Source organism: Kitasatospora sp. MAP5-34, from assembly GCF_029894335.1.
Taxonomy (GTDB): Bacteria; Actinomycetota; Actinomycetes; order Streptomycetales; family Streptomycetaceae; genus Kitasatospora.
In genome coordinates, this window is record NZ_JARXZC010000002.1 from 17,225 (window position 1) to 43,024 (window position 25,800).

Genomic DNA, 25,800 nt, shown 5'->3' on the forward strand with positions numbered 1-25,800 from the left:
GGTCGAAAGTCTTGGTGACGTCAGCCGGGATCGGCCGGAGCCGACCGAATTCAGGCAGCGACGCGCTTGGTGATCGCGGACTTCTTGTTGGCAGCCTGGTTCTTGTGGATGACGCCCTTGCTGACGGCCTTGTCGAGAGCCTTGGAGGCCTCGCGGGCCAGCACGGTGGCCTTCTCGGTGTCACCGGCGGCAGCGGCCTCACGGGCCTTGCGCAGAGCGGTCTTCAGCGAGGACTTGACGGCCTTGTTGCGCAGGCGCGCCTTCTCGTTGGTCTTGTTGCGCTTGATCTGGGACTTGATGTTCGCCACGAAGGAGCCTCAGTCTAGTTTCGTATGGATCATGAACGGGCTGCACCGGCGGCCTCGGGCAAGCTGAGAGGGCATGCCGATGCCAGGTGCAGCGCCCCACGCTACCAGGGGCCCCCGATCACGCCCAAACCGGCTACGCGCTGATCACGGGCGCGTCGAAGTGCTCCACCGCCGGGAACGGTGAGTAGAAGTCGTGCAGCAGCGCCCGCCACTGCTGGTACTCGGGTGAGCCCCGGAAGCCCTCGGTGTGGTCGGCGAGCGTCTCCCACTCCACCTGGAGCAGGAAGCGCGAGCCGCGCCCCTCGTCCAGGCAGCGCCGCAACTCCAGCGAGCGGAAGCCCCGCTGGACCGTGATCAGCGGCTTGGCCCGGGCGAACGCGGTGAGGAAGGTCTCCTCCTGGCCGGGCAGAACGTCGAGCAGCGCACTCTCAAGGATCATGGCCAGTGATCCTTGCCGAGCCCCGGGCCGCTGGGAAGCCCCCGGGGACGGCTGACCGGCAAGCTGCTCCCGGCTCGTGGGAGGATGGTAGGAACCATGTCGATCGGACGAGACCGTCCGGTCCCCGGGAAGCCGGTCAGTGATGACCAGGGCACTCCCGGCCCCCGGACCCACGGAGAATCGGACCAAGGTGCCCGCGACCCCCAGCAATGTGCCACAGCCCAGCCGTACCGACCCGGCGCTGATCCGCAACTTCTGCATCATCGCGCACATCGACCACGGCAAGTCGACGCTCGCAGACCGCATGCTGCAGATCACCGGCGTGGTCGACCCCCGGCAGATGCGTGCCCAGTACCTCGACCGGATGGACATCGAGCGCGAGCGCGGCATCACCATCAAGTCGCAGGCGGTCCGCCTCCCGTGGGCGCCGACCACCGGTGAGGGTGCGGGCAAGACCCACATCCTCAACATGATCGACACCCCGGGCCACGTCGACTTCACGTACGAGGTGTCCCGCTCGCTCGCCGCCTGCGAGGGCACGATCCTCGTGGTGGACGCGGCCCAGGGCATCGAGGCGCAGACCCTCGCCAACCTGTACCTGGCGCTGGAGAACAACCTCACGATCATCCCGGTCCTCAACAAGATCGACCTGCCGGCCGCCCAGCCGGAGAAGTACGCCGCCGAGATCGCGCACATCATCGGCTGCGACCCGGAGGACGTCCTCAAGGTCAGCGCCAAGAGCGGCCTGGGCGTCGAGGACCTGCTGGACCACGTGGTCGCGAAGGTCCCCGCGCCGGTCGGCGTCAAGAACGCCCCGGCCCGCGCGATGATCTTCGACTCGGTCTACGACACCTACCGTGGCGTGGTCACCTACGTCCGAGTGGTCGACGGCGAGCTCACCAAGCGCGAGCGCATCCAGATGATGTCCACGGGCGCGACGCACGAGCTGCTGGAGATCGGCGTCATCTCGCCCGAGCCGAAGGTCTCCGACGGCCTCGGCGTCGGCGAGGTGGGCTACATCATCACCGGCGTCAAGGACGTCCGGCAGTCCAAGGTCGGTGACACCATCACCTCGATGCACAAGGGTGCGACCGAGGCGCTGGGCGGCTACAAGGACCCGCGCCCGATGGTGTTCTCCGGCCTCTACCCGCTGGACGGCAGCGACTACCCGCTGCTGCGCGACGCCCTCGACAAGCTGCAGCTGAATGACGCCGCCCTGGTGTTCGAGCCGGAGACCTCGGTCGCGCTGGGCTTCGGTTACCGCTGTGGCTTCCTCGGGCTGCTGCACCTGGAGATCGTCCGGGAGCGGCTGGAGCGCGAGTTCAACCTCGACCTGATCTCCACCGCCCCCAACGTGGTCTACCGGGTGGTCATGGAGGACGGCACCGAGCACACCGTCACCAACCCGAGCGAGTTCCCCACGGGCAAGATCTCCGAGGTGAACGAGCCGGTGGTCCGCGGGTCCATCCTGGTGCCCAACGAGTTCGTCGGCGCCGTCATGGAGCTCTGCCAGGGCCGTCGCGGCAACATGCAGGGCATGGACTACCTCTCCGAGGAGCGGGTGGAGCTGCGCTACACCCTCCCGCTGGCCGAGATCGTCTTCGACTTCTTCGACATGCTGAAGTCCAAGACCCGTGGCTACGGCTCCTTCGACTACGAGCCGATCGGCGAGCAGAGTGCCGACCTGGTCAAGGTCGACATCCTGCTGCACGGCGACGCGGTCGACGCGTTCTCCGCGATCGTGCACAAGGACAAGGCGTACAACTACGGCATCATGATGGCGGGCAAGCTGCAGAAGCTGATCCCCCGCCAGCAGTTCGAGGTGCCGATCCAGGCCGCCATCGGCTCGCGGGTGATCGCCCGTGAGACGGTCCGCGCGATCCGCAAGGACGTCCTCGCCAAGTGCTACGGCGGTGACATCTCGCGTAAGCGGAAGCTGCTGGAGAAGCAGAAGGAGGGCAAGAAGCGGATGAAGATGGTCGGCCGCGTGGAGGTCCCGCAGGAGGCCTTCATCGCCGCGCTGTCCACCGACGCGGACGCCCCGAAGGACAAGAAGTAGCGGTTCCCCAGGCACCCGGGCAACCAATGGGGGCGCGGGGAACTGCGCGAAGACGGAAGGCAACGAGCTGTGCCCTTCCGTCTTCGCGCAGTTCCCCGCGCCCCTGTCTGTGGCTGAGCGGGTGCGGAGCCTCAGCGCAGGCCGGCCATCACCCCGCTGACGATGAGCGCCTTCGCCAGCCGCCCGGTCGTCCCGGTCAGGGCCGTGGGCCGCATCGAGTCGTCGCCGTGAATCAGCTGCAGCAGGCCGTCCCGTCGGCCCAGGCTGAGGCACTGGGCCACGTAGCGGTAGGCGAACGGCTTCGCCGTCCGGCCGCTGAGCAGCCTGCCCACGTACCGGCCCATCGGCTGGGCGGTCGCGCACCCCATCCGCAGCGTGCCCGGGCCGGGCAGGGTGACGGACGCGGCGTCGCCGATCACGTGCACCTCCGGGTGGGAGACCGAGCGCAGGTGGTCGTCCACCAGGGCCCGGCCGTCGGGGGCGGTGGCCAGTCCGGCGTCGGCGGCGAGGCCGGCCGGCTCCATCGAGGCGGCCCAGACGGTCACCTCCGCGTCGATCAACCCCTGGTCGGTGCGCGGTCCCTGGGGCGTGACGGCGGTGACGGGCGCGTACTCGTGGAGCTGGACGGCGAGCCGGTCCAGCACCCGCAGGACGTGCGCGCGGCCCTTGGCTGAGAACCAGCCGCCGACCTGCCCGGCTGCGATGATCCGGACCCGCCACTGCGGGTACGCCTCGGCGAGTTCGGCCGCCAGCTCGATGCCGGTCGCGCCGCCACCGACCACGGCCACCGTGCCGGGGCGCTCGGCGCCGCGCAGTCGCTCGCGCAGCTCGGCGGAGCGCTCGACGGGGTAGGCGTGCTCGGCGGCGCCCGGCACGCCGTGCCAGGCCGTCCGGCTGCCGAGTGCGTAGACCAGGGTGTCGTACGCGAGGGTCTCGCCCGAGTCCAGAAAGACCTTCCGGGCCGTCAGGTCGAGCTCGGTGACGCGTGCCTGCACGTGTGTCACCTGGCGGCCGCGTACCAGCCGTGCCAGCGCCGGGCGCTGCTCGGGGTGGCCGGCGGCGGTCTCGTGCTGGCGGATGCGGTGCAGGAAGCGGGCCTCCGGCGCGACCAGGGTCACCCGGCCCAGCCGGCCGGCCCCGGTGGCGGCGGTCAGTCCCGCATAGCCCGCGCCGACCACGACGATGTGCTGTCCGACGGTGCTCTGCCCGGCCATGTCGTCCTCCTTCTGCGATGTCCGATGCCCGATGCGTTACGCGCTCGTTCGGGAAGGGGACGGAGCAGCCGGTCAGGGTGTGACGGTGACCCTCGTCACATGGGTCAGCTTCGCCGGGTTGACCACGGTGTACGCCTCGGTGATCCGGCCGTCCGCGACCGTGAAGCCGGTCACCGCGATCACCCGGCCGTCGGCCTCGTGCCAGAGCAGGCCGGGGTCGCCGTTGACCAGGGTGAAGGCGGCCGCGATACCCGACTCGGGGCGGAGCGACTTCGACGCCAGCCCGATGACCAGCCGGGAGACCTTGTCGGCACCGAACACCGGGCGGGCACCGGCGGAGACGACGCCGCCGCCGTCCGAGTGCCAGACCACCTCGGGGTCGAGGACGGCGACCAGGGCCTGCAGGTCGCCGCCGGCCGCTGCTGCGGCGAAGGCGTACACGGCCTGCCGGTGCTCCTGCGGGTCGACCGGGCCGCGCCGGCCCTTGTCCGCCACCTGCCGGAGGTCCCGGACCCGGCGCCGGGCGCGGGAGGCCAGCTGCCGGGTGGCGTCCGGGGTCCGGTCGAGCGAGTGTGCGATCTCGTCGAAGCCGACCGCGAAGACGTCGTGCAGCACGAACGCGGTGCGTTCGGCGGGGGTGAGTTGCTCCAGGACGGCGAGCAGCGCCAGCGACACCGACTCGCCCAGCTCGGCCAGCCGCGCGGGGGAGTCCTCGTCGGAGACCTCCGGTTCGGGCAGCCACTCCCCGAAGTACGACTCGCGGCGCACCCGGGCGGAGCCCAGCAGGTCGTAGCAGAGCCGGGTGACGACGGTGCTGAGGTAGGCGCGCGGGTCGGTGACCCGCGCCTGGTCGACCGCGCACCAGCGCAGCCACGCCTCCTGCAACACGTCCTCGGCGTCACTGAACGACCCGAGCAGCCGGTACGCCACCGAGCCGAGGTAGCGCCGCTGCTGCTCGAACGTTCCTGCTGAACCCTCGTCACTCACGGGTCCACGCTATCGGCACTCGATCGGCGATGGACAGGGGCGCGGGGCTCTGCGTTGATCGAGCAGAGCCCCGCGCCCCTGGCAGTGACCCGCTCAGTCGACCTCGGCGACCGCCTGGGCGAACTGGGCTTCGTACAGGCGGGCGTACGCGCCCTTGGCCGAGATCAGCTCGTCGTGCGAGCCCTGCTCGACGATCGAGCCGTTCTCCATCACCAGGATCACGTCCGCGTCCCGGATGGTGGAGAGGCGGTGGGCGATCACGAAGCTGGTCCGGCCGGTGCGCAGGGTGGCCATCGCGCGCTGGATGAGCACCTCGGTACGGGTGTCCACCGAGCTGGTCGCCTCGTCCAGGACGAGGATGCTCGGCTGCGCCAGGAAGGCGCGGGCGATGGTGATCAGCTGCTTCTCACCCGCGCTGACCCCGGCGCCTTCGTCGTCGATCACGGTGTCGTAGCCGTCCGGCAGGGTGCGGACGAAGCGGTCGACGTGCGCGGCCTTCGCCGCCTCGATGACCTGCTCGCGGGTGGACGTCTCGGCGCCGTACGCGATGTTGTCGGCGATGGACCCGCCGAACAGCCAGGTGTCCTGCAGCACCATGCCGATGCCGGCCCGCAGCTCCTCGCGGGACATCGCGGCGATGTCCACCCCGTCCAGGGTGATCCGGCCGCCGCTGACCTCGTAGAACCGCATCAGCAGGTTGACCATGGTGGTCTTGCCCGCGCCCGTCGGCCCGACGATCGCCACGGTGTGGCCGGGCTCGACCTTGAGCGAGAGCCCGTCGATCAGCGGCTTCTCCGGGTCGTACCGGAAGGAGACCTCCTCGAAGGCGACCCGCCCGTGCAACTCGGCCGGACGCTCCGGCATGGCCGGCTCCGGGCTCTGCTCGGGTGCGTCCAGCAGATCGAAGACCCGCTCCGCCGAGGCGACGCCGGACTGCAGCAGGTTGGCCATGCTGGCGACCTGCGTCAGCGGCTGGCTGAACTGCCGCGAGTACTGGATGAACGCCTGCACGTCACCGATCGACAGCGCGCCACTGGCCACCCGCAGACCGCCGACCACGGCGACCAGCACGTAGTTGAGGTTGCCGATCAGCATCATGGCCGGCTGGATGATGCCGGAGATGAACTGCGCCTTGAAGCTGGACGCGTAGAGCGCCTCGTTCTCCCGGCGGAAGATCTCGGCGGCCTCCTTCTGCCGTCCGAAGACCTTCACCAGCGCGTGGCCGGTGTACATCTCCTCGATGTGCGCGTTCAGTTGGCCGGTGGTCTTCCACTGGGCCATGAACTGCGGCTGCGCGCGCTTGCCGACCTTGGTCGCCACCATCACCGAGGCGGGGACGGAGACCAGGGCGATCACGGCCAGCAGCGGGGAGATCCAGAACATCATCGCCAGCACACCGACGATGGTGAGCAGCGAGTTCACCACCTGGCCCATGGTCTGCTGCATGGACTGGCCGATGTTGTCGATGTCGTTGGTGACGCGGCTGAGCACCTCGCCGCGCGCCTGCTTGTCGAAGTAACTGAGCGGCAGCCGCGAGATCTTGGCGTCGACGGACTCGCGCAGCCGGTAGACCGTCCGGTTGATCGCCCGGGCGGCGAGCCGGCCCTGGAAGACGCTGAAGACCGACGAGGCGACGTAGATCGCCAGCACCCAGAGCAGCACGGTGCCGATGGCGTTGAAGTCCATCCCCTGGCCGGGGGTGAAGTGGACGGAGTTGAGCAGGTCGGCGATCCGCCCCTGCCCCCGCTGCCGGACCGCCGCGATCGCCTGGGCGTGGCTGGTACCGGCGGGGAACTGCCGCCCGACCACCCCCGCGAAGATCAGGTCGGTGGCGTAGCCGAGGATCTTGGGCCCGACCACCGCGCACCCGACGCTGAGCGCGCCGAGGGTGAACACCCCGTAGAGGGTGGCCCGTTCGGGGCGCATCAGCTTCAGGACGCGCTTGCCGGAGCCCTTGAAGTCCATCGACTTCTCGGTGCCCTGGGCGCCCATGAACCGGCCGGGGCCCGAACCGCGCCGCGCGGCCGCGCTCTGCGAGTCGCTGGGGACGGTCGTCTCGTCGGTGGACGCCTTCGCGGGCGCCCCCTTGCCTGGCGTGGTCACGCCGCCTCCTGCTCGGTGAGCTGGGAGAGCACGATCTCCCGGTATGTCGGGTTGTCGGCCATCAGCTCGTGATGGGTGCCGGTGCCGACCACTGCGCCCTCGTCCAGCACGATGATCCGGTCGGCGTCCCGGATGGTGCTGACCCGCTGCGCGACGATCAGGACGGTCGCCTCGGCGGTCTCCCTGGAGAGCGCCCTGCGCAGCTTGGCGTCGGTCGCGTAGTCGAGGGCGGAGAACGAGTCGTCGAAGAGGTAGATCTCGGGCCGGCGGACCAGGGCGCGCGCGATCGCCAGCCGCTGGCGCTGACCGCCCGACACATTGCCACCGCCCTGGGCGATCGGGGCCGCCAGGCCGAGATCGAGCTTCTCGACGAAGCCCTTCGCCTGGGCGACCTCCAGGGCGTGCCAGAGCTCCTCGTCGGTGGCGTCCGGCTTCCCGTAGCGGAGGTTGCTGGCGACCGTGCCGGTGAAGAGGTACGGCTTCTGCGGGACGAGCCCGACCGTCCTGGCGATCAGGTCGGGGGAGAGCTCCCGGACGTCGATGCCGTCCACGAAGACCGTGCCCTCGGTCGAGTCGATCAGCCGGGGGATGAGGTTGAGCAGCGTGGTCTTGCCGCTGCCGGTGGAGCCGATCACGGCGGTGGTCTCACCGGGGCGGGCGACGATGTCGATACCGCGCAGGACGGGCGACTCGGCGCCCGGGTAGCGGAACTCGACACCGCGCAGCTCCAGGTGGCCGCTGCCGTGCAGGTCCGTGACCGGGGTGGTGGGCGGCACGACGCTGGTGTCGGTGGCCAGCACCTCCTGGATGCGCTCGGCACAGACCTCGGCGCGCGGCACCATCATGAACATGAAGGTGGCCATCATCACGCTCATCAGGATCTGCATCAGATAGGACAGAAAGGCCGTCAGCGCGCCGATCTGCATCCCGCCGCTGTCGATCCGGTGGCCGCCGAACCACATCACGGCGACGCTGGAGACGTTCACCACCAGCATCACGGACGGGAACATGAACGCCATCGTCCGGCCGACCCGCAGCGAGGTGTCGGTCAGTTCCTGGTTGGCGCCGCCGAAACGGTCCTGCTCGTGACCGTCCTTCACGAAGGCGCGGATCACCCGGATACCGGTGATCTGCTCGCGCAGGACGCGGTTGACCTTGTCGATCCGTACCTGCATGGTCCGGAACTCCGGCCGCAGTCGCTTCACCAGCACGGTCACCACGGCGCCCAGGAGCGGCACCACGATCAGCAGCAGCGCGGAGAGCGGCACGTCCTGGTTGAGCGCCATGATGATGCCGCCGAAGCACATGATCGGCGCGGCCACCATCAGGGTGAAGCTCATCAGCAGCAGCATCTGGACCTGCTGGACGTCGTTGGTGCTGCGGGTGATCAGCGAGGGAGCGCCGAAGCTCCCGAGCTCCCGTGCGGAGAAGCTCTGCACCTGGTCGAAGACGGACGTGCGGATGTCCCGTCCGACGGCCATCGCGGTACGGGCGCCGAAGTAGACCGCGCCGATCGAGCAGACGGCCTGGACGAGGGTGACGCCGATCATCACCCCGCCGATCCGCATGATGTAGCCGGTGTCGCCCTTGACGACACCGCTGTCGATGATGTCGGCATTGAGGGTGGGAAGGTACAGGGCCGCAATGGTCGAGACGAGCTGCAGCAGGACCAGCAGGGTGATCGGTTTGGAGTAGGGGCCCAGATGGGCTCGGAGGATTTTGATCAGCACCGGGACACTCTCGTTGTCGGCGGGAGGATTCGCATCCCCATTTTCGTACTTCGCACGTCCTGCCGGAGGCCGTAATCGTGGCCCCACCCGCAGGCTTGTACTGTCCTTTGCACTTCCGGTCCGCGCGGGTGTCAGCTGTCGGCACCCCCTTACGGAACGGCCCCGCACCCCCTAGGCTGCAGATTGCCCGCTTGTTACTCGCTGGTTAACAAGTGCGGTCGGTAGGCTGCCCCCACTGCCACCGCTCGCCACCCTCGGCCACCCGCCCCCCGGAGGTCCTCGTTGAGTTCCGCGCAGTCCATGATCGAGCGACGCCCGGCGTCCGTGGCACACCTGTTCCTCAGCAGGGTAGAGGCCACACCTGACAGCGAGGCGTACCGGTACCCCGCGCCCGTCGACGAGCACGCCGCCGACGGTGCTCCAGGCGCCGAGCAGTGGCGCTCGCTGACGTGGGCGCAGACCGCGGAGCGGGTCAAGGCGGTCGCCGCGGGCCTGATGTCGCTCGGCATCGAGGCGGAGGACCGGGTCGCGATCTCCTCCTCCACCAGAGTCGAGTGGATCATCGCCGACCTGGGCAACATGTGTGCCGGCGCCGCCACCACGACGGTCTACCCCAGCACCAACGCCGACGAGACGGCTTTCATTCTCTCCAACTCGCAGAGCAAGGCCCTCTTCGCCGAGAACGCCAAGCAGCTGGCCAAGGTGATCGACCAGCGCGAGAAGCTCCCCGCGCTGCGCACGGTGATCCTCTTCGACGCCAAGGCCGACCGGCCGGAGACCGAGGGGCTCACCCTGCTCACCCTCGCGGAGCTGGAGCAGGCGGGCGCGAAGTACCTCTCCGAGCACCCGGACGCGGTCACCGAGGCCGTCGACGCGCTCGACAAGGAGCAGCTCGCCACCCTCATCTACACCTCCGGCACCACCGGCCGCCCCAAGGGCGTGCGCCTGGTGCACGACTGCTGGGCGTACGAGGGCGTGGCGCAGCAGGAGAGCGGGCTGCTGCGCTCGGACGACATCCAGTTCATGTGGCTGCCGCTGTCCCACGTCTTCGGCAAGACCCTGATCTCGGGCCAGATCGCGACCGGTCACGTGATGGCCGTCGACGGCCGGGTGGACCGCATCATCCACAATCTGCCGGTGATCCGCCCCACCCTGATGGCCTCGGCGCCGCGCATCTTCGAGAAGGTCTACAACGGCATCGCGGGCAAGGCCCGGGCCGAGGGCGGCGCCAAGTACAAGATCTTCCTCTGGGCCGCCAAGGTCGCCCGCGACCACGCGCGGACCACCCAGGCCAACCGGATCGCCGCCGGCCGGGACAGCGCCCCCTTCGCGCTCACGCTCCAGCACGCGATCGCCGACAAGCTGGTCTACGCGAAGATCCGTGCCGCGTTCGGCGGTCAGCTGCGCGGTTCGGTTTCCGGCAGCGCCGCGCTGTCGCCCGAGATCGGCTACTTCTTCATGGGCGCGGGCGTGCCGATCCTGGAGGGCTACGGCCTCACCGAGACCAGCGCGGGATCCTGCGTCAACCGCGCGGAGGACGTCCGGATCGGTACGGTCGGCCGGCCGCTGCCCGGCACCGAGGTGCGGATCGCCGACGACGGCGAGATCCTGCTGCGCGGCCCGGGCGTCATGCGCGGCTACCACGAGCTGCCCGAGCAGACCGCCGAGGTGCTGGAGGCCGACGGCTGGTTCCACACCGGTGACATCGGCGAACTGGTCGAGAACGGCTACCTGCGGATCACCGACCGCAAGAAGGACATGTTCAAGACCTCCGGCGGCAAGTACGTCGCCCCCAGCGAGGTCGAGGGCAAGTTCAAGGCGATCTGCCCGTTCGTCAGCAACATCCTGGTGATCGGCAACGGCCGCAACTTCTGCACCGCGCTGATCGGCCTGGACGAGACGGTGATCATGCCGTGGGCCGCCGCGCACGGCCTGGAGGGCAAGTCGTACGCCGAGGTGGTCGCCTCACCGCAGGCGAACGAGCTGATCGACGGCTTCGTCCAGCGCCTCAACGGCGACCTCCAGCGCTGGCAGACGATCAAGAAGTTCACCCTGCTCCCGCGCGATCTGGACATCGAGCACGGCGAGCTGACCCCGAGCCTGAAGATCAAGCGCCCGGTGGTCGAGCGGACGTACGCGGACGCCGTCGCCGGGATGTACGCGGGCGCCAACGAGGCGTAGTGATCATGTCCGGTACGGCTTCCCCGAGCCGTACCGGACAATAGGGGTATGCCCTCCGCACTCCCCGACGGCGAACCCGTGCCGTCCGACGGTTCCCTGCCCGCCCACGCCCTCCAGGGGCTGGGCGAGCGGCCCTTCGGTTTCTACGTGCACGTGCCGTACTGCGCGACCCGCTGCGGCTACTGCGATTTCAACACCTACACCGCCACCGAGCTGCGCTCCTCGGGCACGGTGGCCTCGCAGGAGACGTACGCCGACAACCTGGTCGCCGAGATCCGGCACGCCCGCCGGGTGCTCGGCTCCGCCGAGCTGCCCGTGCAGACGGTCTTCCTCGGCGGCGGCACCCCCACCCTGCTGCCCGCCCGTGACCTGGTGAAGATGCTCGCGGCGATCCGTGAAGAGTTCGGGATCGCCGAGGGCGCCGAGGTGACCACCGAGGCCAACCCCGAGTCCGTGAACCCCGCCTACCTCGCCGAGCTGCGCGAGGGCGGGTTCAACCGGATCTCCTTCGGGATGCAGAGCGCCAAGCCGCACGTCCTCCAGCTGCTCGACCGCCACCACACCCCCGGCCGCCCGGAGGCGTGCGTCGCCGAGGCCCGTGCGGCCGGTTTCGACCACGTCAACCTGGACCTGATCTACGGCACCCCCGGCGAGTCCGACGACGACTGGCGCGCCTCGCTGGACGCCGCGATCGGCGCCGGGCCCGACCACGTCTCCGCGTACTCCCTGATCGTCGAGGACGGCACCAAGCTGGCCGCCCGGATCAAGCGCGGCGAACTGCCGATGGTCGACGACGACGTGCACGCCGACCGCTACCTGATCGCCGAGGAGGCGCTCAGCGCCGCCGGCTACGACTGGTACGAGGTCTCCAACTGGGCCACCACCGACGCGGGCCGCTGCCGCCACAACGAGCTGTACTGGACGGGCGCCGACTGGTGGGGCGCGGGCCCCGGCGCGCACAGCCACGTCGGCGGCGTGCGGTGGTGGAACGCGAAGCACCCGGCGGCGTACGCCCAGGCGCTGGCCGAGGGGCGGACGCCCGCGCTGGGCCGCGAGGTCCTGCCGGACGAGGACCGCCGGGTCGAGCGCATCCTGCTGGAGCTGCGGCTGCGTGAGGGCTGCCCGCTCTCCCTGCTCGCCCCGGCGGGCCGCGTTGCTGCCGACCGCGCGCTCGCCGACGGGCTGCTGGACGCGGCGGGCTTCGCGGACGGCCGGGCCGTGCTCACCTTGCAGGGGCGGCTGCTCGCGGACGCGGTGGTCCGTGACCTGGTCGACTGATGCTTGGGGCACCCCGTTGCGCAGAGACCTGAGGGGTGCCCAGTCGCTCGTGTGGCGACACCTGAGGCCGGAGCCTTCCGATTTCGCGCAGTTCCCCGCGCCCCTGATTGTGGTTGACCGGGTGCCTAGGGTTCACCTGTGACGAAGTCGATCAGCTGCTCGACGCGCCCCAGCAACTCCGGCTCCAGGTCCTTGTAGGAGTTGACCGAGGCGAGGATGCGTTTCCACGCGGCCGGGGTGTCCACCGGCCAGCCGAGGCGGCGGCAGACGCCCTCCTTCCAGACCTCGCCGCGTGGGACGGCCGGCCAGGCGGGGATGCCGATGCTGCTGGGCTTCACGGCCTCCCAGACGTCGATGTACGGGTGGCCGACGATCAGGACGGCGTCGCCCGTCACCTGGGCGGCGATCCGGTGCTCCTTGGTGCCGGGCAGCAGGTGGTCGACCAGGACGCCGAGGCGGCGGCCCGGGCCGGGGGCGAAGTCGGCGACGATCGCGGGGAGGTCGTCGATGCCCTCCAGGAACTCCACGACCACGCCCTCGATCCGCAGGTCGTCGCCCCAGACCCGCTCGACCAACTCCGCGTCGTGCCGCCCCTCGACGTAGATCCGCGACTCCCGCGCGACCCGGGCCCGGGCGCCCGGTACCGCCACCGACCCGGAGGCGGTACGGCCCGGGGCCCGGGCGGGGGCGGGCCCGGCGGGCCGTACCAGGGTGACGACCTGACCCTCCAGCAGGAACCCGCGAGGGGTCATCGGGAAGACCCGGTGCTTGCCGAACCGGTTCTCCAGGGTGACCGTCGGCCCCTCGGCGGTCTTCTCGCACCGCACCACGGCCCCGCAGAACCCGGTGGCCGCCTCCTCCACCACCAGGTCACGGTCGGCCGCCACCTCCGGTGCCGGCTGCTGCCGCTTCCACGGCGGGGTCAGGTCTGGTCCATAGCTCCGGCTGCGCATCCAGCGATGATATGAAATCTGACCAGCGCTCAGAGCCCTGGCGCGCCCCATACCGGGAACCAGCGGCTGAGGTCCTGCTCGACCCGCAGGTCGTTGCCGAGCATCGCCTTGATCTGTAGCTCGACCGGGCTGTTCCGCTTCTCGGTGCCGCCCGGCATCGGGGCGAACGGGTAGAAGCTGCCGCGCTTGTAGAGGTAGACCAGCCCGAGCGACTGGCCCGCGTTGTTGCGGAAGCCCACGATCGAGCAGAGCAGCTGCGGGCCGAAGCCGTTCGCCTCCAGCTCGCTGTTGACCGCGTGCAGGTCGTTGACCAGCTCCGGCAGCTGGTCCGGGGTGTGCCGGGCGAGCAGCCAGGTGTAGCCGTAGCCGTCCTGGCTGACCTCGACCGGCACACCGCCGTTCACGGTGTCGGCGTCCAGCAGGGCGCGGACCTGCCGCTCGACCTCGCTGAACGCGCCGCCCTCGACGGCGGCGAAGCAGACCGAGCCGAGCCCGGTCGGCTTGAACCCGGCCGCCGCCTCCAGGGTGAGTGCGGCGGAGGGCACGCCGAAGAGCTGGTCGAGGTCGGGTCTGACCGGCTTGGTGCGGCCGAACAGGGCGTCCAGGATTCCCACGAAGTCTCCTACTGGTGCTGACGGTTCTACGGACGGGTCACTGACCCAGCTGGGCCGAGATCTTGCCGAGCTGCTCCAGCCGCTGCTCGAGCGAGGGGTGGGTCGACATCAGCTGGGTGGCGGCGTCCCGCGCGCTGAGCGCGGGGGCGAAGTAGAAGGCGTTGTACGGCTGCGCCTTGCGCAGGTCCTTGGTCGGGATCGCGGCGATCTGGCCGGTCACCTTGGTCAGGGCCGAGGCCAGCGCGCTGGGCCTGCCGGTGAGTTGGGCGGCTGCGCGGTCGGCGGCCAGCTCGCGGTAGCGGGAGAGCATCCGGGTGAGCAGGAAGCTGATCGCGTAGACCACGATGCTGACCAGCGGGATGATCAGCATCGCGATGGCGGCGTTCTGGTCGTTGTTGTTCCGGTTGTTGCCGCCCAGGAAGCCGCCGTACAGCGCGATCCGGGTCATCACGCCGGCCAGTACGCCGAGGAAGCCGGCGATCGTCATCACCGCGACGTCCCGGTGCGCGACGTGCGAGAGCTCGTGGGCGAGCACGCCCTCCAACTCCTCCGGCTCCAGCCGCCGCAGCAGGCCGGTGGTGACGCAGACCACGGAGTTCTCGGGGTTGCGGCCGGTGGCGAAGGCGTTCGGCATGTCGTTGTCGGCGACGGCGACCCGGGGCTTGGGCATGTCGGCGAGCGCGCAGAGCCGGTCAATGGTGCCGTGCAGCTGCGGGTACTGCTCGGGGGTGACCTCGCGGGCGCCCATCGCCCGCTCGGTGATCTTGTCGCTGAACCAGAACTGGACCACGAACAGCCCGCCCGAGATCAGCACGATGAGCGGCCACGCCCCGCGCAGCAGGACGATCAGCACACCGGTGAAGCCGACGTAGAGCAACCCGATCAAGAACATGGTGGTGACCATCCGACCGGTCAGCCCGCGGTCGGGTGCGAAGCGGGAGTGCTGTGGTGACGCCGACATCGCTGCTCCTTCGATATTCAAGTTCATCTCCGATGCTGCCACTCGCGGGGCGCGTGGGCATCGTCCCCGCGCGGGATTTCCGTCGAGGATCACGTCGGCGGGCCGTTCCTGCCGTCGTGGTCGGGCCTTACACTGGCAGGTACGGTGCTGGCACTCTGCCTTCCAGAGTGCCAGGGGACCCGCCAGATACCAGCTCAACGGACGAAGACGGAGGTGCGTGCCATGTTCAGCGAGCGCAGAGCCGACGAACGCAAGTCCGATAATCGGCAGCTCGATTCGCGCCTGGACGTCCGTGACGTCCGCCCGCTGGACGATCGCAAGCTCGCCGTCCTGCGCGCCATCGTGCAGGACTACGTCGGCACCGAGGAGCCCGTCGGCTCCAAGGCCCTGGTCGAGCGGCACAGCCTCGGGGTCTCCCCGGCGACGGTGCGCAACGACATGGCGGCCCTGGAGGAGGACGGCTACATCCACCAGCCGCACACCAGCGCGGGCCGGATCCCCACCGACAAGGGGTACCGCCTCTTCGTCGACCGGCTGGCCGAGGTCAAGCCGATGAGCGCCCCCGAGCGCCGCGCGATCCGGCACTTCCTGGACGGCGCGGTCGACCTGGACGACACCGTCGCCCGTACGGTGCGGCTGCTCGCGCAGCTCACCCGGCAGGTCGCGGTGGTCCAGTACCCCTCGCTCTCCCGCTCCACCGTCCGGCACGTCGAGCTGGTCGCGCTGGCCCCGGCCAAGGTGATGCTGGTCCTGATCACCAACACCGGCCGGGTCGAGCAGCGGATGGTCGACTGCCCGGGCACGGTCGGCGAGAACGTCCTCGCCGAGCTGCGCGCCAGGCTCAACGCCCGCGCGGGCGGCCAGCGGCTGCCCGACGTCCCCGGTCTGCTGGAGGACCTGCCGGCCGCCTTCGAGGCGGCCGACCGCTCGGTCGTGACCACCGTGCTCGCGACGCTCTTCGAGACCCTCGCGGAGCAGAACGAGGAGCGGATCATGCTGGCCGGCACGGCCAACCTGACACGCTTCGGACATGACTTCCCGCTCACCATCCAGCCGGTCCTGGAGGCTCTGGAGGAACAGGTGATCCTGCTGCGTCTGCTGGGTGAGACGGCGGACGCCGGGATGACGGTTCGGATCGGCCGTGAGAACGAGTACGAGGGCCTCAATTCCACCTCGGTCGTCTCGGTCGGTTACGGTTCGGGCGACGAGAGCGTCGCGAAACTCGGCGTGATCGGTCCGACCCGGATGGACTACCCGGGCACAATGGGGGCGGTGCGTGCGGTGGCAAGGTACGTGGGCCAGATTCTGGCCGAGTCGTAGGAACAGCACCGTGTGACGGCACACGGTGACAAGTCGCAGCACTTCTAGAGGCGGAACAAGCGGAGCATTTGGTGGCCACGGACTACTACGCGGTACTCGGCGTCCGACGGGATGCGGGGCAGGACGAGATCAAGAAGGCGTTCCGACGCCTTGCCCGTGAACTGCACCCGGACGTCAACCCGGACCCGAAGACGCAGGAGCGGTTCAAGGAGATCAACGCCGCTTACGAGGTGCTCTCCGACCCGGGCAAGCGCCAGGTCTACGACCTCGGCGGCGACCCGCTCTCGCCGAACGGTGGCGGTGGCGGCGCGGGCGGCTTCGGCGCGGGTGCGGCGGGCTTCGGCTTCTCCGACATCATGGACGCCTTCTTCGGCGCCGCGGCGGGCCAGCGCGGCCCGCGTTCGCGGACCCGTCGCGGGCAGGACGCGATGATCCGACTGGAGATCACCCTGGAGGAGTCGGCTTTCGGCACCACCAAGGAACTCCAGGTCGACACCGCTGTGACGTGTACCACCTGCTCGGGTGAGGGTGCCGCTCCCGGCACCTCCGCGCAGACGTGTGACATGTGTCGCGGCAAGGGCGAGGTCTCGCAGGTCACCCGGTCCTTCCTGGGCCAGGTCATGACCTCGCGTCCCTGCCCGCAGTGCCAGGGCTTCGGCACCGTAGTCCCGACCCCGTGCCCCGAGTGCGCGGGCGACGGCCGGGTCCGGGCCCGCCGCACCCTCACGGTCAAGATCCCGGCGGGTGTGGACAACGGCACCCGCATCCAGCTGGCAGGCGAGGGCGAGGTCGGCCCCGGTGGCGGCCCGCCCGGCGACCTGTACGTCGAGATCGCCGAGACGGCGCACTCGACCTTCCAGCGGCGTGGCGACGACCTGCACTGCACCGTCACCATCCCGATGACGGCGGCCTCGCTCGGCACCCAGGTGCCGCTGCAGACCCTGGACGGCCTCGAAGAGGTCGACATCCGGCCCGGCACGCAGTCCGGCCAGTCCATCCCGCTGCACGGCCGGGGTATCACCCACCTGCGCGGCGGCGGCCGGGGCGACCTGATAGTGCATGTCGAGGTGCAGACCCCCACCAAGCTCGACCCCGAGATGGAGGACCTGCTCCGCCGTCTTGCGATCCTGCGCGGCGAGGAGCGGCCCTCCGGGCAGTTCGCGCCGGGCCAGCAGGGGCTGTTCTCCCGCCTGAAGGACGCGTTCAACGGGCGTTAGGCCCGGGTTTTTCCAGGGGCGCGGGGAACTGCGCGACGTCGGAAGGTGCGGACCGTGCCTTCCGGTTTCGCACAGTTCCCCGCGCCCCTGTGGTTAACGCTCATCATCGGAGGTTCGTTCGTATGACCGCCCCTGTGTTCGTCGTCGACTCGTCGCGGTTGGCCGGTGTCGTTCCCGGCTCGGTGGTCCGCCTCGACGGTGCGGAGGGGCGGCATGCCGCCGCCGTGAAGCGGCTGGAGTCCGGCGAGGCGGTCACGCTGGCCGACGGGTTGGGGCTCGGCGTGGACGGGACGGTCTCCGCCGTGCACGGCAAGGACGCGCTGGACGTCACCGTCTCGGCCGTCCGGCGGGAGCCCGAGCCCACGCCCCGGATCGTGGTCGTGCAGGCGCTGCCCAAGGGCGACCGGGGCGAGCTCGCCGTCGAGACCATGACCGAGGTCGGGGTCGACGTGGTGATCCCGTGGGCCGCCTCCCGCTGCATCACGCAGTGGAAGGGCGACCGGGGTGCCAAGGCGCTCGCCAAGTGGCGGGCCACCGCGCGGGAGGCGGGCAAGCAGTCCCGCCGTCTGCGGTTCCCCGAGGTGCGCGAGCCGATGACGACCCGTCAACTGGCCCCGCTGCTGGCCGCCGCCGCGTTCGCCGGCGTCCTGCACGAGGAGGGCGCGGAGCCGCTCGCCACCGCTGCGCTGCCGGACTCGGGCGACCTCGTCCTGATCGTCGGCCCCGAGGGCGGGGTCTCCCCGGACGAGCTGGCCGCCTTCGCCGAGGCGGGCGCCAAGCCGTACCGGCTGGGTCCGTCCGTGCTGCGCACCTCGACCGCCGGGGTGGCGGCCGGGGCGCTGCTGCTCGGCCGTACCGGCCGCTGGTCCTGAACCGAGCGATGATCCACGACGGGCCGTCAGGCGGGGGCGCTAGGCTTCCGCCGTACCCGACTCGCAGTACCCAGTACGAGGAGACCGAGATGGCCGGCGAGCCGCAGTCCGACTGCCTGTTCTGCAAGATCGTGGCGGGCCAGATCCCGGCCACCGTCCTGCGGGAGACCGAACACACCGTCACCTTCCGGGACATCAGCCCGCAGGCCCCGACCCACGTGCTGGTCATCCCCAAGGCGCACTACCCGGACGCCGCCACCCTCGCCGCCGCCGAGCCGCTGCTCGCGGCCGAGGTGCTCGCCGAGGCCGGCGAGGTGGCCGTCGACGAGAAGATCGACGAGTCCGGCTACCGGCTGATCTTCAACACCGGCGCGGGCGCCGGGCAGACCGTCTTCCACGCCCATGTGCACGTGCTCGGCGGCGGCACCTCGCTGCAGCACAAGGGCCTGGTCTGACACCGTGTCGCAGCGCGAGTTCGTGGTCCTGGGCACCGCCAGCCAGGTGCCGACCCGGCAGCGGAACCACAACGGCTACTTCCTCCGCTGGGACGGCGAGGGCCTGCTGTTCGACCCGGGGGAGGGGACGCAGCGGCAGATGCTGCACGCCGGGGTCTCCGCCACCGCGATCACCCGGATCGGGGTCACGCACTTCCACGGTGACCACAGCCTCGGCCTCGCCGGGGTGATCCAGCGGATCAACCTGGACCGCGTCCCGCACCCGGTGGACGTCTACTACCCGGCCACCGGCGAAGTCTTCTTCGACCGGCTGCGGCACGCCACGGCCTTCCACGAGACGGCCGAGCTGCGCCCCCGCCCGGTCTTCGAGCCCGGGCCGCTGCCCGCTCCCGGTGCGCCGTTCACCCTGGAGGCGGTACGGCTCTCGCACCCGGTCGACTCGTTCGGGTACCGCCTGGTCGAGCCCGACGGCAGTCGGCTGCTGCCCGAGCGCCTCGCCGCCCTCGGCCTGCGCGGGCCCGACGTGGGGGTGCTCCAGCGCGAGGGCCGGATCGAACGGGACGGCCGTACCGTCACGCTGGCGGAGGTCAGCGTGCCGAAGCCCGGGCAGCGCTTCGCCTTCGTGATGGACACCCGGCTCTGCGACGGCGTCGGGGAGCTGGCCGAGGGTGCGGACCTGCTGGTGATCGAGGCGACCTTCCTGGACGCCGACGCCCACCTCGCCGAGGAGCACGGTCACCTCACCGCCGCCCAGGCCGCCCGGGTCGCCACCGAGGCGGGGGTCCGCACGCTCGTGCTCACCCACTTCTCCCAGCGCTACCCGGAGCTGGACGGGCACCTGGCCGAGGCCCGCAAGCACTTCGACGGCGAGCTGGTGGTCGCCGAGGACCTCGCCCGCGTCCCGGTACCACCGCGCCGGCCGTGAAGCCCGGCAGCCGACGGTCGTAAACCTTCTAAAACCATTCGCATGGCAGAACGATCTGCCCCAGCATCGAAGCCGCCGCCCACAGCGGCACCGCGCCGCCGCAACGATCATTCGTGCGGCGTACCCTGGTGACCCCGGAGAGACCGAGTGGCACCCCGACGACGGATGGGATGAGGCAGGCCCCAGGCCGACCCATGAGTGATACATCACGTACCCCCGCCAACGGACAGACGCGCCCTGACGGGGCGGCCAGTGCCCGGATCGTCATTCCCGAGAAGCACCCGATGGTCACCCTGCTCGGTGCCACCGACTCCCTCCTACGAGTGATCGAGCGCGGCTTCCCCGCCGCCGACATCCACGTCCGCGGCAACGAGGTGACCGCGACCGGCGAGCGTGCCGAGGTCGACCTCGTCCAGGAGCTTTTCAGCGAGATGATGCTGGTGCTGCGCACCGGCCAACCCCTGACGGAGGACGCTGTGGAGCGCTCCATCGCCATGCTCAGGAGTGCCACCACGGATCCGGACCACCCGGCCCCGTCCGAGGTGTTCACCGCGAACATCCTGTCCAACCGGGGCCGGACCATCCGCCCCAAGACCCTCAACCAGCAGCGGTACGTCGACGCGATCGACAAGCACACGGTCACCTTCGGCCTCGGCCCGGCCGGTACCGGCAAGACCTACCTCGCGATGGCCAAGGCCGTCCAGGCCCTGCAGGCCAAGGAGGTCAACCGGATCATCCTGACCCGCCCGGCCGTCGAGGCCGGCGAGCGGCTCGGCTTCCTGCCCGGCACGCTGTTCGAGAAGATCGACCCGTACCTGCGGCCGCTCTACGACGCGCTGCACGACATGATGGACCCGGACACCATCCCGCGTCTGATGGCGGCCGGCACCATCGAGGTCGCCCCGCTGGCGTACATGCGCGGCCGTACCCTCAACGACGCCTTCATCATCCTGGACGAGGCCCAGAACACCTCGCCCGAGCAGATGAAGATGTTCCTCACCCGCCTGGGCTTCAACTCCCGGATGGTGGTCACCGGTGACACCAGCCAGATCGACCTCCCGGGCGGTACCCGGAGCGGTCTCAAGGTCGTCCAGGAGATCCTGACGGGTGTCCCCGACATCCACTTCTCCGTCCTCACCAGCACCGATGTGGTGCGTCACAAGTTGGTCGGCCACATCGTTGACGCATACGAACGCTGGGACGCCCTGCAGGAGGCCGAGACCGAAGCCACACCCCGTAAGCCCGCACAGCGCCGCCCCGGCAAGGCCGAGACCGCGCGCGCTCCCCGCCAGTCCCATCGCACCGAAAGCTGAGTACCAAGCCCTCCATGTCGATCGACATCGCCAACGAGTCCGGTTGGGACGCCGACGAGGATGCCATCCTCGACGTCGCCCGCTTCGCCCTCGACAAGATGCGGATCCACCCGCAGTCCGAACTGTCCGTGATCCTGGTGGACGGCGCGGCGATGGAGGAGCTGCACATCCAGTGGATGGACCTCCCGGGGCCCACCGATGTGATGTCCTTCCCGATGGACGAGCTGCGCCCGGGCAAGGAGGGCGAGGAGCTGCCGCAGGGCCTGCTCGGTGACATCGTGCTCTGCCCCGAGGTCGCCGAGAAGCAGGGCCTGGACGCGCCGTCCAAGCACTCGATGGACGAGGAGCTGCAGCTGCTCACCGTCCACGGTGTGCTGCACGTCCTCGGGTACGACCACGAGGAGCCCGAGGAGGAGCGCGCGATGTTCGCGCTCCAGAAGCGCATCCTGGACGACTGGCGGTCCGGTCGCGGGCTGTCGGGGATCTCCCCGGCGCCGACCACCCACTGAGGCCAGGCCTTCGGTGAGTGGTGAAAGTACGAGTTTCCTCGTCGGGGCCTGCCTGCTGGTCGTGCTCGGCTGGCTGGCGGCCTGCGCGGAGGCCGGTATCTCCCGGATCTCCCGGTTCCGCGCGGAGGAGGCCGTCCGGGCCGGGCGGCGCGGCTCCGGTCGGCTGCTGACGCTCGCCTCCGACCCGATCCGCTACCTCAACCTGGCGACCCTGATCCGGGTCGCCAGCGAGATGGCGGCGGCCGTCCTGGTGACGGTGGTCTGCGTGCGCAGCCTGCACCAGACCTGGCAGGCCGTGCTGCTGGCCTTCGGTGTGATGGTGCTGGTCTCGTTCGTCGCGGTGGGGGTCTCGCCGCGCACGATCGGCCGCCAGCACCCGCTGACCACCGCCACGGCGGCCTCCTTCGTGCTGCTGCCGCTGGCCCGCATCCTCGGCCCGATCCCGCGCCTGCTGATCCTGCTGGGCAACGCGCTCACCCCGGGCAAGGGCTACCGGGAGGGCCCGTTCGCCTCCGAGGCCGAGTTGCGGGCGCTGGTCGACCTGGCGGAGAAGGACGACCTGATCGAGGACGACGAGCGCCGGATGGTGCACTCGGTCTTCGAGCTGGGCGACACCATCGTCCGTGAGGTGATGGTGCCGCGCACCGACCTGGTGATGATCGAGCGCCACAAGACCATCCGCCAGGCGCTCACCCTGGCGCTGCGCTCCGGCTTCTCCCGGATGCCGGTGGTCGGCGACAACGAGGACGACGTGGTGGGCATCGTCTACCTGAAGGACCTCGTCCGCCGCACCCACATCAACCGGGACGCCGAGTCCGAGCTGGTCGGCACGGTCCTGCGGCCGGCCGTCTTCGTCCCCGACAGCAAGCCGGCCGGTGACCTGCTGCGCGAGATGCAGCAGATGCGCTCGCACGTGGCGATCGTGATCGACGAGTACGGCGGCACGGCGGGCCTGGTCACCATCGAGGACGTCCTGGAGGAGATCGTCGGCGAGATCACCGACGAGTACGACCGCGAGATCGCGCCGGTCGAGGACCTCGGGGACGGCTCGTACCGGATCACCGCCCGGCTGCTGGTCGAGGACCTCGGCGAGCTGTTCGGCCTGGAGCTGGAGGACGAGGACGTCGAGACGGTCGGCGGTCTGCTCGCCAAACACCTCGGACGCGTCCCGATTCCCGGCTCCTCCTGCGACATCCCGGTCCCCGAGGACGCCTCGGTCGACTTCACCGCCATCCGCCTCACCGCCGAGAGCTCGGCGGGCCGCCGCAACCGGATCGGGACCGTCGTGGTCTCGCCGGTCCGGCGCGGCACCGCGCCCTTGGAGGGCGACGGCGAGTGACCGTGGTCCGGAAGGCCCAGCAGGAATTGCCGGGCCTTCCGATTCGTCCCACCATGTGAGCATGACGCATCAGTTGCGAGCAGAGTACGGCCCTGCGGGCCGGTCCGGCGGGGCCAAGCAGTGGCATGTCGTCCGGTCCGCGAACCTCGTGGCGGCGCTGTGCGGGCGTGACATCGAGCCCGACGCGGAGACCAAGCCCGCCGAGGAGTGGGGGACCGGCCTGCGGGCCTGTCAGCAGTGCGGTTCGCTGTACATGCACGAAGTCCCGCACATGCCGGGCGATCCGCACCGGTAGCACCGACAGGCGGCGTCGGCCGGTCCGGACGTACCTTGATTACGGTGCGGGTGCGTCGAGCGCTCGTACGGGGAGGGGCCGGTTTCCCAGGTTCGACCTGTGTGGTGGAGGTCCCCATGAAACTGCAAGACGAACTTCCCATGGACCACCGGCTCGCGACGGTCTACCGGATCGGCGCGGGCCTGGGCGGTGTGTTCCTGATGGTCTTCGGGATTCTCGGGGTGACCGGGCATCCGGGCTTCCTGAGCACCCACGGGCAGTCGGTCGCCGGTATGTCGACCAACGGCGCGCTGAGCTGGCTCTCGGTGGTGATGGGAGCCGTGCTGATCGTCGGTGCGGTGATCGGCGGCAACTTCGCCTCGAACCTCAACATGATCGTGGGCGTGCTCTTCGTCCTGTCCGGTTTCGCCGGGTTGACCCTGCTCGGCCGGGGTGACGCCAACATCCTCAACTTCCGGATGTCGAACGTCCTGTTCAGCTTCATCTTCGGCTTCGTGGTGCTCACCTTCGGCATGTACGGCAGGGTGAGCAGTCATCTGCCGCACGACAACCCGTACTGGCAGAAGCGCCACGGCGAGCAGGAGCAGCTGCCGTCCGGCCCACCGGCCATGGTGAAGATCTTCAAGCCCGGCCCGCCCAACCCCATCGGTCACTGACCCCCCTCCTCGACCCTGCTTCTGGGCCGCGCGGACGTGCGAGCCGCGCGGCCCCTATGCTCAGCGGCATGAGTGAGCTGACAGACCTTGATCCCGCCGCCCTGGATCCCGAGGACAAGAAGATCATCACGCTGGCCCGCTCCGCCCGCGCCCGCAACGGCGTCGCGGAGGGGGCCGCCGTGCGTGACGAGACCGGACGCACGTACGTCGCGGGTACCGTCGCGCTGGAGTCGCTGCGGCTCAGCGCCCTGCAGACGGCGGTCGCCATGGCGGTGGCCAGCGGTGCCAAGGGCCTGGAGGCGGCGGCAGTGGTCAGCGAGGCCACCGCGCCGGCCACGGCGGACCTGGCCGCCGTGCGCGACCTGGGCGGCGTGGGCACGCCAGTCCTGCTGGCCGGGCCGGACGGCACGTTGCGGGTGGCTGCCAAGGCCGAGTGAGGCGGCTGCCCGGTGGTCCGCGAGCTGCGGACCACCCGGCAGCTTCAGGCGACCGCCCGGCGGGCCTACTGGTGGCGCCTCCGGCCGGATAATCTGACCGGAAGGGGGTGTGTCATGGGGGCACTGGGATTCTTCGCCGCGCTGCTGCTGAGCGTGATGGGCATGGGGCGCTGGAAGGAGACCGGTTCTCCGTACTGGCTGGCCGGGTCCATCACGCTGTTCGTACTGACGCTGATCGGTGGCCTGACCTCGCGGCGAGGGGGCGGTAAGGCCCGCTGAGAGGGCCCGGTCGGGACGGCCTGTCCGTCGCCGCTCGGGTGATCAGGGAGAATGGGGGACATGACTGCCCCTTCATCCCCGTACCGTTCCGGGTTCGCGTGCTTCGTCGGCCGTCCCAACGCGGGAAAGTCGACCCTGACCAACGCGCTGGTCGGGACGAAGGTCGCGATTACCTCGGACCGTCCGCAGACCACCCGCCACACCGTGCGCGGCATCGTGCACCGCCCGGACGCGCAGCTCGTCCTGGTCGACACCCCCGGCCTGCACAAGCCCCGCACGCTGCTCGGCGAGCGCCTCAACGACCTGGTCCGCTCGACCTGGGCGGAGGTCGACGTGATCGGCTTCTGCCTCCCGGCCGACCAGAAGCTCGGCCCCGGTGACAAGTTCATCGCCAAGGAGCTCGCGGAGGTCAAGAAGACCCCCAAGGTCGCGATCGTGACCAAGACCGACCTGGTCGACTCCAAGAAGCTGGCCGAGCAGCTCATCGCGATCCACCAGCTCGGTGTCGAGCTGGGCATCGAGTGGGCCGAGATCGTCCCGGTGTCGGCCGTCGGCGACAAGCAGGTCGATCTGCTGGCCAACCTGCTGGCCCCGCTGCTCCCGGAGGGCCCCCCGCTCTACCCGGACGGCGACCTGACCGACGAGCCCGAGCTGATCATGGTCGCCGAGCTGATCCGCGAGGCTGCGCTGGAGGGTGTCCGCGACGAGCTGCCGCACTCGCTCGCCGTCGTGGTCGAGGAGATGATCCCGCGCGAGGGCCGCCCGGCGGACCGTCCGCTGCTCGACATCCACGCCAACGTCTACATCGAGCGGCAGAGCCAGAAGGCCATCGTGATCGGCTCGAAGGGCTCCCGCCTCAAGCACGTCGGGACCACCGCCCGCAAGCACATCGAGGCCCTCCTCGGCACCCCGGTCTACCTCGACCTGCACGTCAAGGTCGCCAAGGACTGGCAGCGCGACCCGAAGCAGCTGCGCAAGCTCGGCTTCTGACCGCACCCGACCGGCCGGTGTCCCCACGGGGGCACCGGCCGGTCGCGTTTCAGGGTCGGGGGAGCGGTTAGGTCAACGGCTGTGGCTGGTCCGGGCGGCTGGTGCCCTCGTGCAGGACCAGCGATATCAGCTCGCGCTGACAGTCCGTCAGCTTCGGGTCGGCGCAGTGCACCGTCCGGCCGTCGACCGTGATCTCGTAGTGGTAACCGTCGGGCACCCCGTACGAGGGTGTGCGCAGCCCGCCGGCCACGGCCTCGCGGGCGAGGGCGTGGACGTGCGGGGCATCGGGCCGCTCGGCGGTGTCCAGCTCCGCGCGATGGGCGCGGCCAGCGAGGCCGCCGGTACGGGTCACCTGGATACGCATGG

General features: G+C 70.2%; 26 protein-coding genes. 16 read left to right on the plus strand and 10 right to left on the minus strand.

The window, feature by feature from the left end:
- Positions 1-50: 50 nt before the first annotated feature.
- Together rpsT and P3T29_RS02070 are read right to left on the minus strand one after the other, a co-directional pair.
- Positions 51-308, minus strand: a complete 258-nt coding sequence (gene rpsT / locus P3T29_RS02065; protein WP_280714466.1) for a 30S ribosomal protein S20 — start codon at positions 306-308, stop codon at positions 51-53.
- Between the two features lie 133 nt (positions 309-441).
- Positions 442-747: an antibiotic biosynthesis monooxygenase gene (locus tag P3T29_RS02070; protein WP_280714467.1), complete on the minus strand. Its 306-nt coding sequence runs from the start codon at positions 745-747 to the stop codon at positions 442-444.
- A gap of 190 nt (positions 748-937) precedes the next feature.
- On the opposite strand from P3T29_RS02070, the gene lepA reads away from it, so the two are divergent.
- Complete coding sequence (gene lepA, locus P3T29_RS02075; RefSeq protein ID WP_280714468.1) at positions 938-2,806, plus strand: translation elongation factor 4; 1,869 nt, start codon at positions 938-940, stop codon at positions 2,804-2,806.
- A gap of 131 nt (positions 2,807-2,937) precedes the next feature.
- On the opposite strand, the gene P3T29_RS02080 is transcribed toward lepA, so the two are convergent.
- The 4 genes from P3T29_RS02080 to P3T29_RS02095 form a co-directional block, all read right to left on the minus strand.
- Positions 2,938-4,020 carry an FAD-dependent oxidoreductase gene (locus tag P3T29_RS02080; protein ID WP_280714469.1) on the minus strand — a complete coding sequence of 361 codons (1,083 nt, stop codon included), beginning with the start codon at positions 4,018-4,020 and terminating at the stop codon, positions 2,938-2,940.
- 72 nt (positions 4,021-4,092) lie between these two features.
- Positions 4,093-5,007, minus strand: coding sequence for an RNA polymerase sigma factor SigJ (sigJ, locus tag P3T29_RS02085; protein WP_280714470.1), 915 nt, complete (start codon positions 5,005-5,007; stop codon positions 4,093-4,095).
- 93 nt (positions 5,008-5,100) lie between these two features.
- Entirely contained in the window at positions 5,101-6,999 is a 1,899-nt protein-coding gene (locus P3T29_RS02090) for an ABC transporter ATP-binding protein (RefSeq protein ID WP_280714762.1), read from the minus strand.
- 107 nt (positions 7,000-7,106) lie between these two features.
- Positions 7,107-8,840: an ABC transporter ATP-binding protein gene (locus P3T29_RS02095; RefSeq protein ID WP_280714471.1), complete on the minus strand. Its 1,734-nt coding sequence runs from the start codon at positions 8,838-8,840 to the stop codon at positions 7,107-7,109.
- Positions 8,841-9,122: 282 nt separating this feature from the next.
- On the opposite strand from P3T29_RS02095, the gene P3T29_RS02100 reads away from it, so the two are divergent.
- Complete coding sequence (locus P3T29_RS02100) at positions 9,123-11,021, plus strand: AMP-dependent synthetase/ligase (protein ID WP_280714472.1); 1,899 nt, start codon at positions 9,123-9,125, stop codon at positions 11,019-11,021.
- Between the two features lie 48 nt (positions 11,022-11,069).
- Positions 11,070-12,299, plus strand: coding sequence for a radical SAM family heme chaperone HemW (gene hemW / locus P3T29_RS02105; protein WP_280714473.1), 1,230 nt, complete (start codon positions 11,070-11,072; stop codon positions 12,297-12,299).
- A 125-nt stretch (positions 12,300-12,424) separates the two neighbouring features.
- Here hemW and P3T29_RS02110 read toward each other — a convergent pair whose 3' ends face one another.
- From P3T29_RS02110 to htpX, 3 genes are read right to left on the minus strand one after another with little or no spacing between them, the layout of a single operon-like run.
- Entirely contained in the window at positions 12,425-13,252 is an 828-nt protein-coding gene (locus P3T29_RS02110; protein ID WP_280714474.1) for a DUF3097 domain-containing protein, read from the minus strand.
- A 29-nt stretch (positions 13,253-13,281) separates the two neighbouring features.
- Positions 13,282-13,866 (minus strand): hypothetical protein, encoded by a 585-nt coding sequence (locus P3T29_RS02115; protein ID WP_280714475.1) that lies wholly within the window; start codon positions 13,864-13,866, stop codon positions 13,282-13,284.
- 37 nt (positions 13,867-13,903) lie between these two features.
- Positions 13,904-14,827 carry a zinc metalloprotease HtpX gene (gene htpX, locus P3T29_RS02120; protein ID WP_280714476.1) on the minus strand — a complete coding sequence of 308 codons (924 nt, stop codon included), beginning with the start codon at positions 14,825-14,827 and terminating at the stop codon, positions 13,904-13,906.
- Positions 14,828-15,049: 222 nt separating this feature from the next.
- Here htpX and hrcA point away from each other — a divergent pair, with 222 nt between their 5' ends.
- The 13 genes from hrcA to era all read left to right on the plus strand — a co-directional run bounded on the left by hrcA (position 15,050) and on the right by era (position 25,434).
- Positions 15,050-16,147, plus strand: coding sequence for a heat-inducible transcriptional repressor HrcA (gene hrcA, locus P3T29_RS02125; RefSeq protein WP_280714477.1), 1,098 nt, complete (start codon positions 15,050-15,052; stop codon positions 16,145-16,147).
- Between the two features lie 71 nt (positions 16,148-16,218).
- Positions 16,219-17,364: a molecular chaperone DnaJ gene (gene dnaJ / locus P3T29_RS02130; RefSeq protein ID WP_280714478.1), complete on the plus strand. Its 1,146-nt coding sequence runs from the start codon at positions 16,219-16,221 to the stop codon at positions 17,362-17,364.
- 122 nt (positions 17,365-17,486) lie between these two features.
- Positions 17,487-18,236: a 16S rRNA (uracil(1498)-N(3))-methyltransferase gene (locus P3T29_RS02135; RefSeq protein WP_280714479.1), complete on the plus strand. Its 750-nt coding sequence runs from the start codon at positions 17,487-17,489 to the stop codon at positions 18,234-18,236.
- 89 nt (positions 18,237-18,325) lie between these two features.
- Positions 18,326-18,691, plus strand: coding sequence for a histidine triad nucleotide-binding protein (locus tag P3T29_RS02140; RefSeq protein WP_280714480.1), 366 nt, complete (start codon positions 18,326-18,328; stop codon positions 18,689-18,691).
- A gap of 4 nt (positions 18,692-18,695) precedes the next feature.
- On the plus strand, positions 18,696-19,616 hold the full coding sequence (locus P3T29_RS02145; RefSeq protein ID WP_280714481.1) for a ribonuclease Z: 921 nt from the start codon (positions 18,696-18,698) through the stop codon (positions 19,614-19,616).
- A 194-nt stretch (positions 19,617-19,810) separates the two neighbouring features.
- Positions 19,811-20,929, plus strand: coding sequence for a PhoH family protein (locus P3T29_RS02150; protein ID WP_280714482.1), 1,119 nt, complete (start codon positions 19,811-19,813; stop codon positions 20,927-20,929).
- A 14-nt stretch (positions 20,930-20,943) separates the two neighbouring features.
- Positions 20,944-21,438 (plus strand): rRNA maturation RNase YbeY, encoded by a 495-nt coding sequence (gene ybeY, locus P3T29_RS02155; protein WP_280714483.1) that lies wholly within the window; start codon positions 20,944-20,946, stop codon positions 21,436-21,438.
- A gap of 13 nt (positions 21,439-21,451) precedes the next feature.
- Entirely contained in the window at positions 21,452-22,777 is a 1,326-nt protein-coding gene (locus tag P3T29_RS02160) for a hemolysin family protein (protein WP_280714484.1), read from the plus strand.
- Between the two features lie 61 nt (positions 22,778-22,838).
- Positions 22,839-23,072: a hypothetical protein gene (locus P3T29_RS02165; RefSeq protein WP_280714485.1), complete on the plus strand. Its 234-nt coding sequence runs from the start codon at positions 22,839-22,841 to the stop codon at positions 23,070-23,072.
- 116 nt (positions 23,073-23,188) lie between these two features.
- Positions 23,189-23,728: a DUF4383 domain-containing protein gene (locus P3T29_RS02170; protein WP_280714486.1), complete on the plus strand. Its 540-nt coding sequence runs from the start codon at positions 23,189-23,191 to the stop codon at positions 23,726-23,728.
- Positions 23,729-23,784: 56 nt separating this feature from the next.
- Positions 23,785-24,165 carry a cytidine deaminase gene (locus tag P3T29_RS02175; RefSeq protein ID WP_280714487.1) on the plus strand — a complete coding sequence of 127 codons (381 nt, stop codon included), beginning with the start codon at positions 23,785-23,787 and terminating at the stop codon, positions 24,163-24,165.
- Positions 24,166-24,279: 114 nt separating this feature from the next.
- Positions 24,280-24,444 (plus strand): hypothetical protein, encoded by a 165-nt coding sequence (locus tag P3T29_RS02180; protein ID WP_280714488.1) that lies wholly within the window; start codon positions 24,280-24,282, stop codon positions 24,442-24,444.
- A gap of 60 nt (positions 24,445-24,504) precedes the next feature.
- A complete protein-coding gene (gene era / locus P3T29_RS02185; protein ID WP_280714489.1) occupies positions 24,505-25,434 on the plus strand; it encodes a GTPase Era in 930 nt (309 codons plus the stop codon).
- A 67-nt stretch (positions 25,435-25,501) separates the two neighbouring features.
- On the opposite strand, the gene P3T29_RS02190 is transcribed toward era, so the two are convergent.
- Positions 25,502-25,798 carry a protealysin inhibitor emfourin gene (locus tag P3T29_RS02190; RefSeq protein WP_280714490.1) on the minus strand — a complete coding sequence of 99 codons (297 nt, stop codon included), beginning with the start codon at positions 25,796-25,798 and terminating at the stop codon, positions 25,502-25,504.
- Positions 25,799-25,800: the final 2 nt, after the last annotated feature.

What these genes read in the sequence shown, in the direction of transcription:
- P3T29_RS02165 (WP_280714485.1), top strand. Translation starts at nt 22,839, where the DNA reads ATGACGCATCAGTTGCGAGCAGAGTACGGCCCTGCGGGCCGGTCCGGC.
- P3T29_RS02170 (WP_280714486.1), top strand. Translation starts at nt 23,189, where the DNA reads ATGAAACTGCAAGACGAACTTCCCATGGACCACCGGCTCGCGACGGTC.
- P3T29_RS02180 (WP_280714488.1), top strand. Translation starts at nt 24,280, where the DNA reads ATGGGGGCACTGGGATTCTTCGCCGCGCTGCTGCTGAGCGTGATGGGC.
- hrcA (WP_280714477.1), top strand. Translation starts at nt 15,050, where the DNA reads ATGTTCAGCGAGCGCAGAGCCGACGAACGCAAGTCCGATAATCGGCAG.
- P3T29_RS02190 (WP_280714490.1), bottom strand. Translation starts at nt 25,798, where the DNA reads ATGCGTATCCAGGTGACCCGTACCGGCGGCCTCGCTGGCCGCGCCCAT.
- hemW (WP_280714473.1), top strand. Translation starts at nt 11,070, where the DNA reads ATGCCCTCCGCACTCCCCGACGGCGAACCCGTGCCGTCCGACGGTTCC.
- P3T29_RS02070 (WP_280714467.1), bottom strand. Translation starts at nt 747, where the DNA reads ATGATCCTTGAGAGTGCGCTGCTCGACGTTCTGCCCGGCCAGGAGGAG.
- P3T29_RS02135 (WP_280714479.1), top strand. Translation starts at nt 17,487, where the DNA reads ATGACCGCCCCTGTGTTCGTCGTCGACTCGTCGCGGTTGGCCGGTGTC.
- P3T29_RS02090 (WP_280714762.1), bottom strand. Translation starts at nt 6,999, where the DNA reads ATGGGCGCCCAGGGCACCGAGAAGTCGATGGACTTCAAGGGCTCCGGC.
- htpX (WP_280714476.1), bottom strand. Translation starts at nt 14,827, where the DNA reads ATGTCGGCGTCACCACAGCACTCCCGCTTCGCACCCGACCGCGGGCTG.
- ybeY (WP_280714483.1), top strand. Translation starts at nt 20,944, where the DNA reads ATGTCGATCGACATCGCCAACGAGTCCGGTTGGGACGCCGACGAGGAT.
- P3T29_RS02140 (WP_280714480.1), top strand. Translation starts at nt 18,326, where the DNA reads ATGGCCGGCGAGCCGCAGTCCGACTGCCTGTTCTGCAAGATCGTGGCG.
- P3T29_RS02150 (WP_280714482.1), top strand. Translation starts at nt 19,811, where the DNA reads ATGAGTGATACATCACGTACCCCCGCCAACGGACAGACGCGCCCTGAC.
- P3T29_RS02080 (WP_280714469.1), bottom strand. Translation starts at nt 4,020, where the DNA reads ATGGCCGGGCAGAGCACCGTCGGACAGCACATCGTCGTGGTCGGCGCG.
- era (WP_280714489.1), top strand. Translation starts at nt 24,505, where the DNA reads ATGACTGCCCCTTCATCCCCGTACCGTTCCGGGTTCGCGTGCTTCGTC.
- P3T29_RS02175 (WP_280714487.1), top strand. Translation starts at nt 23,785, where the DNA reads ATGCTCAGCGGCATGAGTGAGCTGACAGACCTTGATCCCGCCGCCCTG.
- P3T29_RS02110 (WP_280714474.1), bottom strand. Translation starts at nt 13,252, where the DNA reads ATGCGCAGCCGGAGCTATGGACCAGACCTGACCCCGCCGTGGAAGCGG.